Annotated in this window: 18 protein-coding genes; 5 read left to right on the forward strand and 13 right to left on the reverse strand. The window is 53.6% G+C overall.

Features of this window, described 5'->3' with window-relative positions; all coding sequences use genetic code 11:
* Positions 1 to 209: 209 nt before the first annotated feature.
* Positions 210 to 1,262, forward strand: coding sequence for an oxygen-dependent tRNA uridine(34) hydroxylase TrhO (trhO, locus tag OGY62_RS13050; RefSeq protein ID WP_012132873.1), 1,053 nt, complete (start codon positions 210 to 212; stop codon positions 1,260 to 1,262).
* Positions 1,263 to 1,631: 369 nt separating this feature from the next.
* Here the strand turns inward: trhO and OGY62_RS13055 are convergent, their stop codons facing one another.
* From OGY62_RS13055 to mdtH, 10 genes are all read right to left on the reverse strand, one after another.
* Positions 1,632 to 2,207, reverse strand: coding sequence for a YceI family protein (locus OGY62_RS13055; protein ID WP_012132872.1), 576 nt, complete (start codon positions 2,205 to 2,207; stop codon positions 1,632 to 1,634).
* On the reverse strand, positions 2,204 to 2,776 hold the full coding sequence (locus OGY62_RS13060; RefSeq protein WP_012132871.1) for a cytochrome b: 573 nt from the start codon (positions 2,774 to 2,776) through the stop codon (positions 2,204 to 2,206). The genes OGY62_RS13055 and OGY62_RS13060 overlap by 4 nt, the downstream gene beginning before the upstream one ends.
* Positions 2,777 to 3,038: 262 nt before the next feature.
* Entirely contained in the window at positions 3,039 to 3,152 is a 114-nt protein-coding gene (locus tag OGY62_RS13065; protein WP_047457560.1) for a YceO family protein, read from the reverse strand.
* A gap of 50 nt (positions 3,153 to 3,202) precedes the next feature.
* The gene (gene solA / locus OGY62_RS13070) at positions 3,203 to 4,321 is read right to left on the reverse strand and encodes an N-methyl-L-tryptophan oxidase (RefSeq protein WP_286460064.1); all 1,119 of its coding nucleotides are present in this window, start codon (positions 4,319 to 4,321) and stop codon (positions 3,203 to 3,205) included.
* A gap of 194 nt (positions 4,322 to 4,515) precedes the next feature.
* Positions 4,516 to 4,770, reverse strand: a complete 255-nt coding sequence (bssS, locus tag OGY62_RS13075) for a biofilm formation regulator BssS (RefSeq protein ID WP_012132867.1) — start codon at positions 4,768 to 4,770, stop codon at positions 4,516 to 4,518.
* Positions 4,771 to 5,058: 288 nt separating this feature from the next.
* A complete protein-coding gene (gene dinI, locus OGY62_RS13080; RefSeq protein WP_012132864.1) occupies positions 5,059 to 5,304 on the reverse strand; it encodes a DNA damage-inducible protein I in 246 nt (81 codons plus the stop codon).
* 78 nt (positions 5,305 to 5,382) lie between these two features.
* On the reverse strand, positions 5,383 to 6,426 hold the full coding sequence (pyrC, locus tag OGY62_RS13085) for a dihydroorotase (RefSeq protein WP_286460065.1): 1,044 nt from the start codon (positions 6,424 to 6,426) through the stop codon (positions 5,383 to 5,385).
* A 103-nt stretch (positions 6,427 to 6,529) separates the two neighbouring features.
* The gene (locus OGY62_RS13090; RefSeq protein WP_024130445.1) at positions 6,530 to 7,090 is read right to left on the reverse strand and encodes a lipoprotein; all 561 of its coding nucleotides are present in this window, start codon (positions 7,088 to 7,090) and stop codon (positions 6,530 to 6,532) included.
* Positions 7,091 to 7,212: 122 nt separating this feature from the next.
* Complete coding sequence (gene grxB, locus OGY62_RS13095) at positions 7,213 to 7,860, reverse strand: glutaredoxin 2 (RefSeq protein WP_286460066.1); 648 nt, start codon at positions 7,858 to 7,860, stop codon at positions 7,213 to 7,215.
* A gap of 63 nt (positions 7,861 to 7,923) precedes the next feature.
* Positions 7,924 to 9,132 (reverse strand): multidrug efflux MFS transporter MdtH, encoded by a 1,209-nt coding sequence (gene mdtH / locus OGY62_RS13100; protein WP_012132860.1) that lies wholly within the window; start codon positions 9,130 to 9,132, stop codon positions 7,924 to 7,926.
* Between the two features lie 360 nt (positions 9,133 to 9,492).
* On the opposite strand from mdtH, the gene rimJ reads away from it, so the two are divergent.
* The 4 genes from rimJ to murJ all read left to right on the forward strand — a co-directional run bounded on the left by rimJ (position 9,493) and on the right by murJ (position 13,436).
* Positions 9,493 to 10,077 (forward strand): ribosomal protein S5-alanine N-acetyltransferase, encoded by a 585-nt coding sequence (gene rimJ / locus OGY62_RS13105; protein WP_024130443.1) that lies wholly within the window; start codon positions 9,493 to 9,495, stop codon positions 10,075 to 10,077.
* 10 nt (positions 10,078 to 10,087) lie between these two features.
* Positions 10,088 to 10,735, forward strand: a complete 648-nt coding sequence (locus OGY62_RS13110) for a YceH family protein (RefSeq protein ID WP_230011307.1) — start codon at positions 10,088 to 10,090, stop codon at positions 10,733 to 10,735.
* Position 10,736: 1 nt separating this feature from the next.
* Positions 10,737 to 11,660, forward strand: a complete 924-nt coding sequence (locus OGY62_RS13115; protein WP_286460067.1) for a Gfo/Idh/MocA family protein — start codon at positions 10,737 to 10,739, stop codon at positions 11,658 to 11,660.
* A gap of 240 nt (positions 11,661 to 11,900) precedes the next feature.
* Entirely contained in the window at positions 11,901 to 13,436 is a 1,536-nt protein-coding gene (gene murJ / locus OGY62_RS13120; RefSeq protein ID WP_049011711.1) for a murein biosynthesis integral membrane protein MurJ, read from the forward strand.
* A gap of 532 nt (positions 13,437 to 13,968) precedes the next feature.
* On the opposite strand, the gene flgN is transcribed toward murJ, so the two are convergent.
* The 3 genes from flgN to flgA form a co-directional block, all read right to left on the reverse strand.
* On the reverse strand, positions 13,969 to 14,388 hold the full coding sequence (gene flgN / locus OGY62_RS13125) for a flagella biosynthesis chaperone FlgN (protein WP_286460069.1): 420 nt from the start codon (positions 14,386 to 14,388) through the stop codon (positions 13,969 to 13,971).
* Between the two features lie 4 nt (positions 14,389 to 14,392).
* Positions 14,393 to 14,686, reverse strand: coding sequence for a flagellar biosynthesis anti-sigma factor FlgM (gene flgM / locus OGY62_RS13130; RefSeq protein WP_058668998.1), 294 nt, complete (start codon positions 14,684 to 14,686; stop codon positions 14,393 to 14,395).
* A gap of 92 nt (positions 14,687 to 14,778) precedes the next feature.
* Entirely contained in the window at positions 14,779 to 15,438 is a 660-nt protein-coding gene (gene flgA, locus OGY62_RS13135) for a flagellar basal body P-ring formation chaperone FlgA (protein WP_049010759.1), read from the reverse strand.
* Between the last annotated feature and the right edge of the window lie 83 nt (positions 15,439 to 15,521).

Below are 15,521 nucleotides of genomic sequence, written 5' to 3' on the forward strand. Positions count from 1 at the left end.
GTCTGTAAACGAGCAATTCCCTGTATTGTCGCATTTTTTCGTGTACAGCAAAAATTTGTGGTTGGAGAACGACGATAAAAGCGGCAATTGTTGTTAATTTCTTAGTATGAAGAATGAAATGTAGCGCAAAATGTGTGGATGTAAATTGGCGATGTTTGCTTTATGATGCCGCCCGATTTCATTTTTACTGATTGCAGGATACGTACACCATGCCAGTGTTACACAACCGCATTTCGAACGATGCGCTTAAAGCCCGGATGTTAGCTGAAACGGAACCGCGCACGACCATCTCTTTTTATAAATATTTCACGATCGTCGATCCGCAGAGCACGCGCGACGCGTTGTACCAGATGTTTACCTCGCTGAATGTTTTTGGTCGCGTTTATCTGGCGCGTGAAGGCATTAACGCACAGATCAGCGTGCCGCAAAGTCAGGTCGCGGCGTTTCGTGAGCAGCTGTATGCGTTTGATCCCGCATTAAACGGCTTGCGTCTGAATATTGCGCTGGACGATGACGGTAAGTCCTTCTGGGTGTTGCGTATGAAAGTACGCGAGCGGATTGTGGCCGATGGTATCGACGATCCGAATTTTGATGCCAGCGACGTTGGCGAGTACTTGAAAGCGGCGGAAGTGAACGCCATGCTGGACGATCCTGATGCCGTGTTTATCGACATGCGTAACCACTACGAATATGAAGTGGGGCATTTCGAAAATGCGCTGGAAATTCCGGCTGACACGTTCCGCGAGCAGTTGCCGAAAGCTGTTGAAATGATGCAGGAGCATAGAGACAAGAAAATCGTCATGTACTGTACGGGCGGTATTCGTTGTGAAAAAGCCAGCGCCTGGATGAAGCATAACGGTTTTAACAAAGTGTGGCACATTGAGGGCGGCATCATTGAGTACGCGCGTAAGGCGCGCGAGCAGGGGCTGCCGGTGCGTTTCATTGGTAAGAACTTTGTGTTTGATGAGCGCATGGGAGAGCGGATCTCTGATGAGGTTATCGCGCATTGTCACCAGTGCGGCGCTCCGTGCGACAGCCATACCAACTGTAAAAATGATGGTTGCCATCTGCTGTTTATTCAGTGCCCGGCTTGCGCCGAGAAGTTTAAAGGCTGCTGTAGCGAGCTGTGCTGTGAAGAGAGCAGTTTGCCGGAAGAGGAACAGCGCCGTCGCCGCGCTGGCCGTGAAAATGGCAATAAAATCTTCAATAAATCGCGTGGCCGCCTGAATACCCAACTGGGCATTCCCGACCCGGCGGAATAACGTAGCGCCATCCGGCATTACGCCCGGTGGCGCTTTGCTTACCGGGCGTTCAATGTGTGCTGAAGGCGACGCTGTCATCCGGCATTACGCCCGGTGGCGCTTTGCTTACCGGGCGTTCAATGTGTGCTGAAGGCGACGCTGTCATCCGGCATTGCGCCCGGTGGCGCTCCGCTTACCGGGCCTACAATATGTGCTGAAGGCGACGCTGTCATCCGGCATTGCGCCCGGTGGCGCTCCGCTTACCGGGCCTACAATATGTGCTGAAGGCAATGCCGTCATCCGGCATCACGCCCGGAGGCGCTTTGCTTACCGGGCCTACAATGTGTGTTGCTGTAGGCCGGATAAGGCGAAGCCGCCATCCGGCATTCGTTACTTCTGCTGTACGCCTTCCACCGAGATAATCAGATCGACTTCCTGCGATGCAGGGCCGAGGTCGGTAGTGATGTTAAAGTCTTTCAGCTTAATTTTACCTTCCGCTTCAAAGCCCGCGCGTTTCCCGCCCCACGGATCGTCACCCTGGCCGATCAGCTTCGCTTCCAGCGTGACCGGTTTGGTGACGCCATTGAGCGTCAGGTCGCCGGTGATATCCAGCTCGTCGCCATCTTTTTTCACGCTGGTCGAGGTAAACGTCGCCTGCGGGAATTTCGCCACGTTCAGGAAATCAGCGCTACGCAGGTGCTTATCACGCTCTGCATGGTTGGTATCAACGCTGTTGGTGTTAATGGTGACGTTCACTTTATCCGCAGCCGGATTTTTTTCATCGAAGGTAAATGTCCCGTCGAAATCTTTGAACGTCCCGTACAGCCAGCTGTAACCCAGGTGCTGGATACGGAAGTTAACGAAGGCGTGTTGTCCCTCTTTATCAATTTTATAGTCTGCCGCGATTGCAGAACCAGTGGTGAATAACAGGGAAGCAAAAGTCAGTCCCAGCAGGCTTTTTTTCATTTTTCAACTCCATAGTCAGGCGACGATCTCCCCAGCATACGCTTCAGGGTGTCGTCTTTATCGATGAAATGGTGCTTCAGGGCCATTAGCCCATGCAGAACAGACAAAATCACAACGCTCCAGGCCAGCCACAGGTGCAGACTACCGGCAAGATCGGCCTGAGCGCCCGCGTCGGCCAGCGTGGCGGGCACGTCAAACCACCCAAACACGCTGATCGGTTTGCCGTCGGCGGTTGAGATCAGATAGCCGCTGATCACAATGGCGAAGAGCAGAAGATACAGCGCAAGGTGGCCCACCGCCGCACCCAGACGGGTCAGGCGTGAATAGCTTTTCAGCGCCTTTGGCGGTGGTGAGACGAAACGCCAGAAAACACGTATAACCAGCCCCATCATTAGCAGGATGCCGATACTTTTATGCAATTCCGGCGCCTGGTGATACCAGCCATCGTAATAGCTGAGCGTCACCATCCATAAACCCAGGGCAAACATGCCGTATACAACAATGGCGACCAGCCAGTGAAGCAATACAGAAATGGCGCCATAGCGCTGAGGAGTATTTTTGAATTGCATAAACACACCAATGGATATTTCAGGAGAGAATGAAAATGACCTGTTAGAGACATTAATGCAACTAATAAATAACAATCCTGGCGATATTTGTTTTTATTTCAATAAAATTGATTGAATTTGTCATTGTGCGTCAGAAGATTCGAGGTGATTAGCGGTTTTATCTATATGGGGCAGGAGGGCGGGAGGTTTCTTATTGGTCAAATTATTACAATGAAAGTTAGAGTAATCTCAGGTTTTGTCAATTTTTGTCAGCTGAAATAAATTAAAAGAACATGATATAAATAATGTCCATGATGGCCAGCAGCGACCATAAAATAACGTAGAGCATAAAATGCTCACGAATATTATTGATCAGATAGTGAAAAATACGACGCACAGCCTGACTCCTCAAAAAGAAACGGCCCCGTTTGCGAGGCCATTGGGTCATTATTGCGTAAAGCGCTTCAGTTTGAATGGCGTCAGGTCAAAAGCCGGCGATTTACCCTGTGCGAAATCGGCGGCAATCTCGCCCAATACCGAGGCGAACTTAAAGCCGTGGCCGCTCAGACCGGTGACGATCAGCGTATTATCATGTCCCGGCAATGTATCGATAATAAAATCTTCATCCGGGGAATTATCATAGGTACAGGCGGCGCCGTTCAGGCAGCAGCCAATGCCGGGCAGGATAGTGCGCAGGAAGGGGAACGCTTCGGAACCATCGCTGGCGACGGCGGCAAACGGCTTGCGCTCTTCCGGTGAGTGAATCAACTGACCACCGTTGTGTTTTCCTATTTTTAATGCGTCGTTTTCGGCGGGAAAACCGTAATACTGATCGCCGTTCGGGAGTTCTCCAGTGAACGCCGGGAAGTTATTTTTCATGCTGTAGCGCCCGTCAGCCTGATACCAGGCAAAAACTTTACGAACGGGTTGGATGGGGACTTCTGGCACCAGCGCCTGTACCCATGTACCGGCACTGATCAGCACTTTCTTCGCGCGGTATTCGCCGTCAGCGGTTTCAACGGTAACGCCGTCGTTATCGTGGTGAAGGGCAGTGACGGGGCAGTTAAAGAGCTGCGCACAGCCAGCCTCTTCGGCAAGGCGAACCCAGGTTTTGATCGCCAGTTCACTGCGCAGAAAACCGGAGTCCGTTTCGAACAGGCCAATGTAGTTGTCAGGGACGCGAATTTCAGGCCAGCGCGCCATGATGGCGGCGGCATCCAGTTGCTCAACGTTTAACTGCCATTGCTGTGCGCTGTGCGCCACGTTCGCCAGAAATGGCGAGTCCGCCGGGCCGAGGTTTATGACGCCGGAGCGAACGAAGATGGGATCTTCATTATGCGTTGAAAGCTCTTCCCATAACGTTTGCGCACGCAGCACCAGAGGAACGTATTTCTCACCCTCGCCATAAGCGTGGCGGATTAACCGGGTATCGCCGTGATGGCTGCCCTGTTGATGTGGCGGCATATGGGCATCTGTCATCAGAACCTTCAGTCCGGCGCGAGTGGCATAATATCCGGCTGCGGCGCCGACGGAACCGCTGCCAATAATGATTAAGTCGTATTTCATCAGCTTCTCTCTGCTATCGCGATTATTGCAGGGTAAATAAGTGAATTGAGATATACAAGTTATACTCGTCATACTTTCGGATTGCCGTCGCGGCGGCGCGTTTGTCGGCCGACTTTCTGTCAGTGGAATTATTGAGAGTATGAAACGATAAAGGCACCTTTTAAGGTGCCTTTGGGTGGAGGGGTCGCGTCACGTTAATGACGGCGATACTCATTTTCCTGGTAATCGCCAGATTCAATTTTGGCGATGCCTGCTTCTAATATCGAAATAAATTGTCTGGCAACATCGGTGGTTAACCAGAGCGTCTGACCAACTTCAGTCCCATCAGGGTCAGGGCGATTCGGGGTCTGGTAGTGCAAACGCAACATCAGCGCATCATAGCTGTCAACGGTGCTGATGTCCCATCCTACAAGCGGATGAGTCTGAATGACTTCATTATTCTTTTCCATTATGCCCCCTAATACGTGTTACAAGACAACGGTTTTCGAGGTTCAATGCGTGTTTTTTCTGAAGCAACTTCAGTATATCAATAAATAAGGCTATTCACTGGAAATTTAAAGGGTGACAGAATAAATTTCTTCTTTTTAAGAATTATGTGCACAATAAAACAGCATGTTATTCATATTTTTTTGGCATGTTGTGCAGTTATTTTGAGTAATGGATTAAAAAGCGACCAGTTGCGCAAATAAAAAAGCCGGGGCGACCCGGCAAAAACGAACATTACTGCATATCATTTTTTATTCATTGACGAACCAGTCATCCGCGCTTTCCCAGGTTTCCTGTAGGATTTCGCTGATGCGTTCTTTATCCTCTTTTGTCGCGCCAATGACCGACAAATTGTTGGCTGCGGCATAACGGACGACAACATTGCCCGCGTTATCTGGAAAAGAGTGATGGATACGGCGGGAGAGTTCACCAGCCAGCGCGTCAATCGCGCCAGCAGGCAAAGGTGACGTTTTCGCTATAGTGACTTCAATACGCATAATGGCCCCCTGTTGAATATACTGTGTATTTATACAGTTAACCTTTCCGGCTTACAACAGTTGGCCACATTTTTTTTATTATTTTACTGACCAGCGTACGCGCTCGCCGCCCAGGAAGGGCACCAGTGAGTCATCGGCAAGCGTGATGCTTTCCGGGACGAGCTGTTCTTCGCGTACCAGTTCAACGTAGGTTTCATTGACCGGCAGGCCGTAGAACCGTGGCCCATTGAGTGAGCAGAACGCTTCAAAATGCGCGAGGGCGTTCATCTCTTCAAAGACCGTAGCGTAGCTGCCAAGCGCCGTCGGGGCATTAAAGCAGCCTGCGCAGCCGCAGCTGGTTTCTTTCCGATGACGGGTGTGCGGCGCGGAGTCGGTACCGAGGAAGGCGCGGCTAAATCCGCTGGCGACCAGTTCACGCAAGGCCTGCTGGTGGACGTTACGTTTGAGGATCGGCAGGCAATACAGATGCGGGCGAATGCCGCCGACCAGCATATGGTTGCGATTAAACATCAGATGCTGTGGCGTGATGGTGGCGGCTAACAGCTCGTTGCCGTCGCGAACGTACTCTGCGGCATCTTTGGTGGTAATGTGCTCAAACACGACCTTCAACGCCGTCAGACGCTGGCGCAGCGGCTCCATCACCGTTTCAATAAACCGCGCTTCGCGGTCAAAAATATCGATATCAGCATGGGTAACTTCGCCGTGTACCAGCAACGGCATACCGAGTTTTTCCATGCGCTCCAGTACCGGCATGATCGTATCGACAGAGGTGACGCCGTGGCTGGAGTTGGTGGTCGCGTTGGCCGGATAGAGTTTTGCTGCGGTAAAGACGCCTTCGCGGAATCCGCGCTCAAGCTCATCAGGATCAAGCGTATCCGTTAAGTAGCAGGTCATCAGTGGGGTAAAGTCATGCCCGGCAGGAACGGCATCAAGAATGCGCTGGCGGTATGCGATGGCCGCATCGACCGTCGTAACAGGCGGCGCCAGGTTCGGCATCACTATCGCGCGGCCATAAATTTCACTGGTGTAAGGCACGACAGTTTTTAACATGTCGCCATCGCGAAGGTGAACGTGCCAGTCGTCTGGGCGGCGGATCTTTAAAACCTGGGATGGTGCAGTCATTAATATGCTCCGGCTGGGGGATAGTCATTTTTGCCGGAAACCAAGGATAAGCGGAAACGTTTTCGTTTGCACGAAAAAAAGGGCGCAAATGCGCCCTGGTGCGTTAGTCGGTGAACGGGATGATGATTTCGCCCGGTTTAACCTCTATGCCTTTGGCATATTTTTTCGCCAGCGCTTCGCCTTTGCTGCTGTCTTCACGCAAAACGTAGGCCGGTTGTTGATTAAAATAATTACGCAACGACTGATTCAGGTAAGGCATCAGCGTTTGCAGCACCGATTGCATTTTTTCCGGCGTTACGGTTGCATCCACCACTTCCATTTCTTGCAGATAAATCGCGCCTTTTTCTTTGTTAAAGACCGGTAGCGCTTTCAGCTTCAGTTTCATGGTGGCTTTCTGGCTGCCAAACAGGGAGCTCATATCCAGGTTCGCATCACCGGTTAGCGTGACTTTGTTGGGCTCTTCCCGGCCAATCTGGCTGCTGAGATTCGTCAGTACAATATGCGCATCCGCGATGCCCGGTAAGCCAATGTCTTTGGAAAAATTATTCCGTTTTTCAAGCGCCTGATTAATTTCTTGCTCGCTTACCGTGTACTGCGTGAGTTGGTTGCAGCCAACCAACAGGCCGCTAACCAACAATGCAGCGGCAAAGACAATCTTTTTCATGGGGTTCCTCAACATGATGCCCGTGTCGTAATCCTGACACAAAGCAGCATGTGGCACCAGCACGCCGCGCACCAGCAGAAAAAACTGAAAGGGTGGCGGCATGGCGCCTCCACCCACAAGCATTAGAGGGCCATAGACGATAACAGGTTGATTTGCGTCTGTTTTGCCATGTTATCACGGTAATCAGCGACCCGGGTTGGCCAGTTTATGCCTGCGACCAGCGTCAGGTTACGTAATAACGGGAACAAATGAATATCGTCTTCAGACAGTTCACCGTTCACGGCATTGGGCTGCACAATCAATTTATCCAGCGCGCGCAGATCGTCGCTGATGTTTTTGATGAGCCCACTGGAATGCGCCAGATTTTCGCCAAAGTCGCCAATCATGGCCTCTTTTTTCTCGGTAAAGTATTTCCGCGCCGACGGCGTGGAAAACTCATCAAATGCCGATTTTGCGAAACGCGGAAGGAGCAGGCGATTGGCGTAACCGTTAACTTTGCGTAACCACTCCTCAATCGCGGGGTTCTGTTTTCCGATCAGCAAGGGTTTGCCGTCAAGGTTGTCCACATAATGGACGATATCCATACTTTCGGGCAGATAACGGCTGTCGTCCTTTTGCAGAATGGGCGCCATTTTTTTGCCGATCATGCGGGTGGGCGTTGCGTCGTCGTCGTTTGCCAGGACGTTTAGCTCAACGGGAATATTTTTCAGGCCGAAAATCATGCGGGCTTTGATGCAGAAAGGGCAGTGATCGTAAATATAAAGCTTCACGTTTCTCCTCCATTTAACTGTCGGTTCTCTTTCAGTATGGAGGAGATGAAAGCAGGTATCAAATCAGGCGCCTGGCTCCAGCATGCCGCGTGGCGTCCGTTTGTGGCTGAATTGCCAACCGAGCGCAAGAAAGGTCATGATTCCGATTACCCCAAGCATCATCCAGGGCAGTTCAGGCTGTTGCAGCGCTTTCCCCATATCGAACAACCATCCTCCGCCGATATACCCTATCGCGCCGCCAATGGCTAAACCCAGTCGACTGAAGCCCATATAGCTGCCGCGCGCCCGCGCATCGGCCAGCGAGGCGCTGAGCGTTTCACGCGCCGGTTCCGCAATGACCGAGCCGATATAGAACGTGCAAATGAGCGTGAAGAGCTGCTGTAAATTACCGACCAGCCCGACAGGCAACATACTGAGCGACATCAGCAGCAGTCCGGCCATCAGGCGGTGCTCGAGGCGAAAACGTTTCTCGCTCCAGCGGGCGATTGGGTAGAGCAGCGTCAGCGAGAGGCAGGCTTCGATCGCATACATCCACTTGACGGCGGACGGTGATCCCGCGATGTCATTGACCATGATGGGCAGCATCAGCATCACCTGTACGGCCAGCATGTAGTATCCCGCCAGGGTCAGTACGTAAGTCACGAACCGTTTGTCCGCCATGACGCGCCCCATGCCCTCGCGTACCGGGATTTTCACCGTTGACAGCTTCCACGCCGGAAGCAGCCAGGCGTTAAACGCGGCGCACAAAACGAACAGTACCGCCCCCGTCGCGCATACCAGACGAAAATCGTACTGCAACAACCAGCTACCCAATAGCGCGCCAGTCACGGCGCCCGCGCTGTCCTGCATCATCAACAGCGAAAAGAAACGACCGCGTTGTTCAGGGCGAATCAGCTTGACGACCAGCGCAGAGCGCGGCGGATCGAAAAGGGTGCCGCCAAGCCCGGAAAGAAAGCAGGAAAACCAGAGCAGCCAGGGCTCATGGGCGATCCCCATCGTCGCGAATCCGGCTGCGCGCATAAGCATCCCGGTAACAATCATTGGCTTCGCGCCAAAACGGTCGGCAATCGCGCCGCCAAAAATGCCCAGCCCTTGCTGGATGAACTGGCGCAGTCCGAGCGCAATGCCGACCATCAATGCCGCCCAGCCCATCTGGTCGACAAAGCGAATGGAGATCAGTGGAAACACCACGAAAAAGCCTAATACGACCAGCATATTATCGATGAGCAGGAAATATTTACCCAGGTTCCTGGCCTGCGAGACACGCGACATTTCCCCTCCCGGGAAAGACACTCGTCATCCTTCACGTCGCAGGCGCGTCGGCGGCGTTAGCGCTCCCCGGCCACGTATTTCTGTGCGCTTTCAGGGAGTGATTCGCTTGCCGCCGTCCTGCAACTCGAATTCTGTTGAGTTTAAAAGGTGAGCACCTTCTATTCTGCGGTGTCGGCGCGTTTTTTCCCACCTTTGCCGGGACAATATTTTTTTATCAAAAGTCCATCTTGATAGAGAGTTTTCATCAAAATGTGTGAATAAGCCAAAAAATGACGATTTGCACTTTTCACAGAGCGTACAGGCGCAGGTATAGTAACGTTATCAGGGTGTGAAGACGTTACGGGAAGGAGTAGGTATAGAATGTTTGGCTATCGCAGTAACGTGCCAAAAGTACGCTTAACAACCGACCGTCTGGTTGTGCGTTTAGTACATGAGCGTGATGCCTGGCGTCTGGCCGATTATTACGCGGAAAATCGTCATTTTTTAAAACCCTGGGAACCCGTTCGTGATGAAAGCCACTGCTATCCTTCGGGCTGGCAGGCGCGTCTGAGCATGATCGCCGAGTTTCATAAACAGGGCTCAGCGTTCTATTTCGCGCTGCTCGACCCGGAAGAGAAAGAGATCATCGGCGTGGCCAATTTTTCTAACGTGGTGCGTGGCTCATTCCACGCCTGTTATCTGGGATACTCCATCGCACAAAAGTGGCAGGGGCAGGGGCTGATGTATGAGGCCTTAACCTCGGCGATTCGCTATATGCAGCGTACGCAACATATTCACCGTATTATGGCGAACTATATGCCGCATAATAAGCGCAGCGGCGACTTGCTGGCGCGACTCGGCTTTGAAAAAGAAGGGTATGCGAAAGATTACCTGTTGATTGACGGACAGTGGCGCGATCATGTGCTGACGGCGTTGACGACGACTGAATGGACCCCCGGTCGCTAAGGAGAGGACGATGAAATACGAACTAACCGCCACTGAAGCGCGAGTGATTGGCTGCCTGCTGGAAAAACAGGTGACAACGCCGGAGCAGTACCCGCTCTCGGTTAACGGCGTGGTTACCGCCTGCAATCAAAAAACCAACCGTGAACCGGTAATGAACTTATCGGAACATGAGGTGCAGGAACAGCTTGATAACTTAGTGAAACGCCATTTTCTGCGAACGGTGAGCGGCTTCGGCAATCGCGTCACCAAATATGAACAGCGCTTCTGCAACTCCGAGTTTGGCAATCTTAAACTGAGTCCGGCGGAGGTGGCGCTGATCGCTACGCTGCTGCTGCGCGGCGCCCAGACGCCAGGTGAACTGCGCAGCCGTGCATCCCGCATGTATGAATTCAGCGATATGGCAGAAGTGGAAACGACGCTGGAACAGCTTGCCGCCCGTGACGATGGCCCTTACGTTGTGCGCCTGGCGCGCGAACCGGGTAAGCGTGAAAGCCGGTATATGCACCTGTTTTGCGGCGAAGTCGATGAACCGGTGAGTTCAGATGACGCGCCGCAGGCGGCGTCGGGCGATCTGCATGCGCGCGTTGAGGCGCTGGAAGGCGAAGTCGCGGAACTGAAACAGCGCCTTGATTCGCTCCTGGCGCACCTGGGAGACTAACGTGAAAAAATTACGTATCGGTGTTGTTGGGTTAGGGGGGATCGCCCAAAAAGCCTGGTTGCCCGTACTGGGCGCATCCGGCGACTGGACGCTACAGGGGGCCTGGTCTCCTTCGCGGGATAAGGCGCTGCGCATTTGTGAAAGCTGGCGGATGCCGTACGTTGAGTCGTTGCCAGCGCTGGCGTCAACCTGCGACGCCATTTTCGTCCACTCCAGCACGGCGACGCATTATGAGGTGGTGAGCGAACTGCTCAATGCCGGGGTTCATGTCTGCGTCGATAAACCGCTGGCGGAAAACCTGCGCGATGCGGAACGGCTGGTGGCGTTGGCCGCGCGCAAAAATTTGACGCTAATGGTCGGGTTTAACCGACGCTTCGCTCCGCTCTACCGCGATCTGAAAGCGCAACTGGGCGCCGCCGCTTCTGTCCGTATGGATAAACACCGGACGGACAGCGTCGGGCCGCATGATTTGCGTTTCACGCTGCTGGATGACTACCTGCACGTTGTGGACACCGCGCTGTGGCTGACGGACGGCAAGGCGCAACTGAACGGCGGCACGTTGCAGACCAACGATCTTGGTGAGATGCTGTATGCCGAGCACCATTTTGGGGCGGATCAGTTGCAAATCACCACCAGTATGCACCGTCGCGCCGGGAGTCAGCGTGAATGTGTGCAGGCGGTGACGGACGGCGGCCTGTTTGATGTGACGGACATGCGCGAATGGCGCGAGGAACGCGGTCAGGGCGTGGTGCATAAACCCATTCCGGGCTGGCAGACAACCCAGGAACAACGTGGATTTGCCGGATGCGCCCGTCATTTTATTGAATGCGTGCAAAATCAGACGGTTCCTGAAACGGCGGACGAACAGGCAATTCTGGCGCAGCGCGTCGTAGAGAAACTCTGGCGCGAGGCAATGAGCGAATAACGCCCTGTAACATCTGGCTGTAGTAATTCATCATAATCCAGGTACTATATGCCAACTCAAAATAACACCTCTTTCTGACAGAGAATGATGGCAAACCGTGGATCGTTCTGTCGGCCTGATAAGACGTTTTTACGTGGTTATCAGGCACAGCGATATTGCCGGATGGCGGCGTAAACGCCTTTATCCGGCCTGCGGTCGGCCATGCAAGGGTTTTGCTCCAGGGTCTGGAATACAACACTGATGAATTTATTAAAATCGCTGGCTGCCGTCAGCTCGATGACCATGTTTTCGCGCGTGCTTGGTTTTGCGCGTGACGCGATTGTCGCCAGAATTTTTGGCGCAGGGATGGCGACCGACGCCTTTTTCGTGGCATTCAAGTTACCGAATCTGTTGCGGCGCATTTTTGCCGAAGGGGCATTTTCCCAGGCGTTTGTGCCGATCCTTGCAGAATACAAGAGCAAGCAGGGCGAAGAGGCGACCCGGGTTTTTGTCGCCTATGTCTCCGGGCTGCTGACTCTGGCGTTAGCCGTGGTGACGGTGGCCGGTATGCTCGCCGCGCCGTGGGTGATTATGGTAACCGCGCCGGGTTTTGCTGATACCGCTGATAAATTCGCCCTGACCACCAAACTGCTGCAAATCACCTTTCCGTATATTCTGCTGATTTCGCTGGCCTCGCTGGTGGGCGCGATCCTCAACACCTGGAACCGTTTCTCGATTCCTGCGTTTGCGCCCACATTTCTGAACATCAGTATGATCGGCTTTGCGCTGTTTGCCGCGCCGTATTTTAATCCTCCCGTACTGGCGCTGGCCTGGGCGGTGACGGTGGGCGGCGTGCTGCAACTGGTTTACCAGCTTCCTCATCTGAAGAAAATTGGGATGCTGGTATTGCCGCGCATCAATTTTCGTGACGCAGGCGCGATGCGCGTTGTGAAGCAAATGGGCCCGGCGATCCTCGGCGTTTCGGTAAGCCAGATATCTCTGATCATCAACACCATTTTCGCCTCGTTTCTGGCTTCCGGTTCGGTCTCCTGGATGTATTATGCTGACCGACTGATGGAGTTCCCGTCAGGAGTTCTGGGCGTGGCGCTGGGCACCATTTTGCTGCCTTCACTGTCTAAAAGTTTTGCCAGCGGCAATCATGATGAGTATTGCCGTCTGATGGACTGGGGGCTGCGTCTGTGTTTTCTGCTGGCATTGCCGAGCGCCGTCGCGCTGGGCATTCTGGCCAAACCGCTGACGGTATCGCTGTTCCAGTACGGCAAGTTCACCGCCTTTGATGCGTCGATGACCCAGCGCGCGCTGGTGGCCTATTCCGTTGGTCTGATTGGTTTAATCGTGGTGAAAGTTTTGGCTCCGGGATTTTACTCGCGCCAGGATATCAAAACGCCGGTCAGAATCGCCATTGTGACGCTGATCATGACTCAGTTGATGAACCTGGCGTTTATCGGGCCGTTGAAGCATGCCGGTCTGTCGCTGTCTATTGGTCTGGCGGCGTGTCTGAATGCGTCGCTGCTGTACTGGCAACTGCGCAAACAGAAAATCTTTACTCCGCAGCCGGGCTGGACGTGGTTCCTGACCCGCCTGGTGATTTCCGTGCTGGTGATGTCCGCCGCGCTGGTTGGCATGTTGCATATTATGCCTGAGTGGTCAGAAGGGACAATGCTGTGGCGTCTGGCCCGACTGATGGCGGTTGTGGTTGTGGGGATTGCCGCCTATTTCGCCGCGCTGGCGGTGTTGGGCTTTAAAGTGAAGGAATTTACTCGCCGGACGGCATAGAGCCTCTATCCGGCCAATCGCCCGGTGGCGCTGCCGCTTACCGGGCCTACAGGGTTGTTCTGTGATTGTGTCGGCTGGATTACGGCCAATTGCCCGGTGGCGCTGTCGCTTACCGGGCATACGAGTTGTTCTGTGATTGTGTCGGCCGGATTACGGCCAATTGCCCGGTGGCGCTGTCGCTTACCGGGCCTACAGAGTTGTTCTGTGATTGTGTCGGCTGGATTACGGCAATTGCCCGGTGGCGCTGTCGCTTACCGGGCCTACAGGGTTGTTCTGTGATTGTGTCGGCTGGATTACGGCCAATCGCCCGGTGGCGCTGTCGCTTACCGGGCCTACAGAGTTGTTCTGTGATTGTGTCGGCCGGATTACGGTCAATCGCCCGGTGGCGCTGTCGCTTACCGGGCCTACAGAGTTGTTCTGTGATTGTGTCGGCCGGATTACGGCAATTGCCCGGTGGTGCTGCCGCTTACCGGGCCTACAGGGTTGTTCTGTAATCGTGTAGGCCGGATAAGGCGTAGCCGCCATCCGGCAATCAGATAGAGATTTTTTTCCCGCCACGGTGGGGAGAGGCGGTTTGACCGTTCGCGCCATACAGCGTCGGTTCCTGATGCGGTTTCAGCATGTCGAGCGCCTGATGATTCCGTTCAATCTGCCCTTCCAGCAGCCAACCATTATGTTGGTTGAGATCGCGTAAATGCTGCGTTTTTTCCGTAATCGCCTGCCAGCGCCTGGCGACATCATCATTAACGTTACGCTGCGCATCTTGTTCAAGACGGCGCTGCTGCTCCAGATAATCCAGCGTCGCCAGTAAAGAGCTTTTTTCTTCTGTAATACGCTGTAACTGGCTACCGTTAATGTGACCTACGGAGAGCTGCTGCTCGGCATCCATCACCTTTTTCAGGTCATTGAGGACAGCCGTCATATGATCCAGAATTTCTGACAGACGAGTCATACGCTTATTTACTCTGTAAGTAGCTCTGCGCCTCGCGGATCAGCGAGTCTGCAATTTTACCGGTGTCCATCTTCAACTCACCGTTACGAATCGCCGTTTTCAGGGCTTCCACGCGCTCCATATTGATATCGCCGGTGCCGGGTTGCATCAGTTTCGCCTGAGCATCGCTTAACTTCACACTGGTACTGGTCGTGGTTGACGCTTTTTCCTGACGCGCTTTTTGTACCGGCGCATCGCTGGTTTCGCGCGGTTGGACAGTGCTAACGGGCTTCAAAGGTGAGGTACGGTCAATGCTCATTTATTTATCCTCATCGAGGGGTTACGCTGTAGCAGCCAGCTATCATCATTGGTTGATTATTTATCGGCAGCCACTACAAAATCTTTAACTCATTATAGATTAATAAGAATATTCCCATCAGGATCGACGGTTCCACTCACGACCTGGCCTGACAACATGCGTACGCGCGCGTTTTGCGCGACGGCGGCATTGTTCAGTGCCTGGCCTTCCGCATTGACGCTAAATCCGTCGCCGCTCGCCACCACCAGAACGCGCTGACCGGCTTTTATCCGCCATGCCTGGCGCAACATACTGAGCTGTATTGGCTGCCCGGGAACGAGGTCGCGCAAGCTGACGGCGTCCTGAATCTGGTTGATGTCCAGGACGGTTCGCGGGGGAAGCTGATCCAGCCGTCCGCGTTTTAGCGTGATGTTAGCCGGGCCAAGCGCACCGCCACGGGCGACGGGGGCCGCGGCAACAACGTAATTCCCCGTTGCCTGTACATTTACCTGTAGATAGCGCTTTTCGTTCGCGCAGCGCGCCAGTACGTTCACATGCCCCCATAACTTCGCGCTTCCGGTTACGCTCAGCGCGGGCTGTTCGCAATTCGGCAACAGATTGGGCGACGTGCGGATCGTGACGACGACGTCATCGCTGAACCCTGCCAGACGCTGAGAAAACCAGTCCGTTAACTGGGCATTCAGATCCTGGGCCATCGTCAGGGGGCTGAACAGCAGCGCCAGCAGCGCTATTCCACGTTTTAACGTTTGCATCGTCACTTCCCGCCAGTTTAAGCAATGACAGGATTCTACCTGCGTACCACAAGCATCAACGCAACAAATAGCGACGCATTTTG

Origin of the sequence: Citrobacter sp. CK198 (assembly GCF_030333295.1) — a bacterium.
Taxonomy (GTDB): domain Bacteria; phylum Pseudomonadota; class Gammaproteobacteria; order Enterobacterales; family Enterobacteriaceae; genus Citrobacter_B; species Citrobacter_B koseri.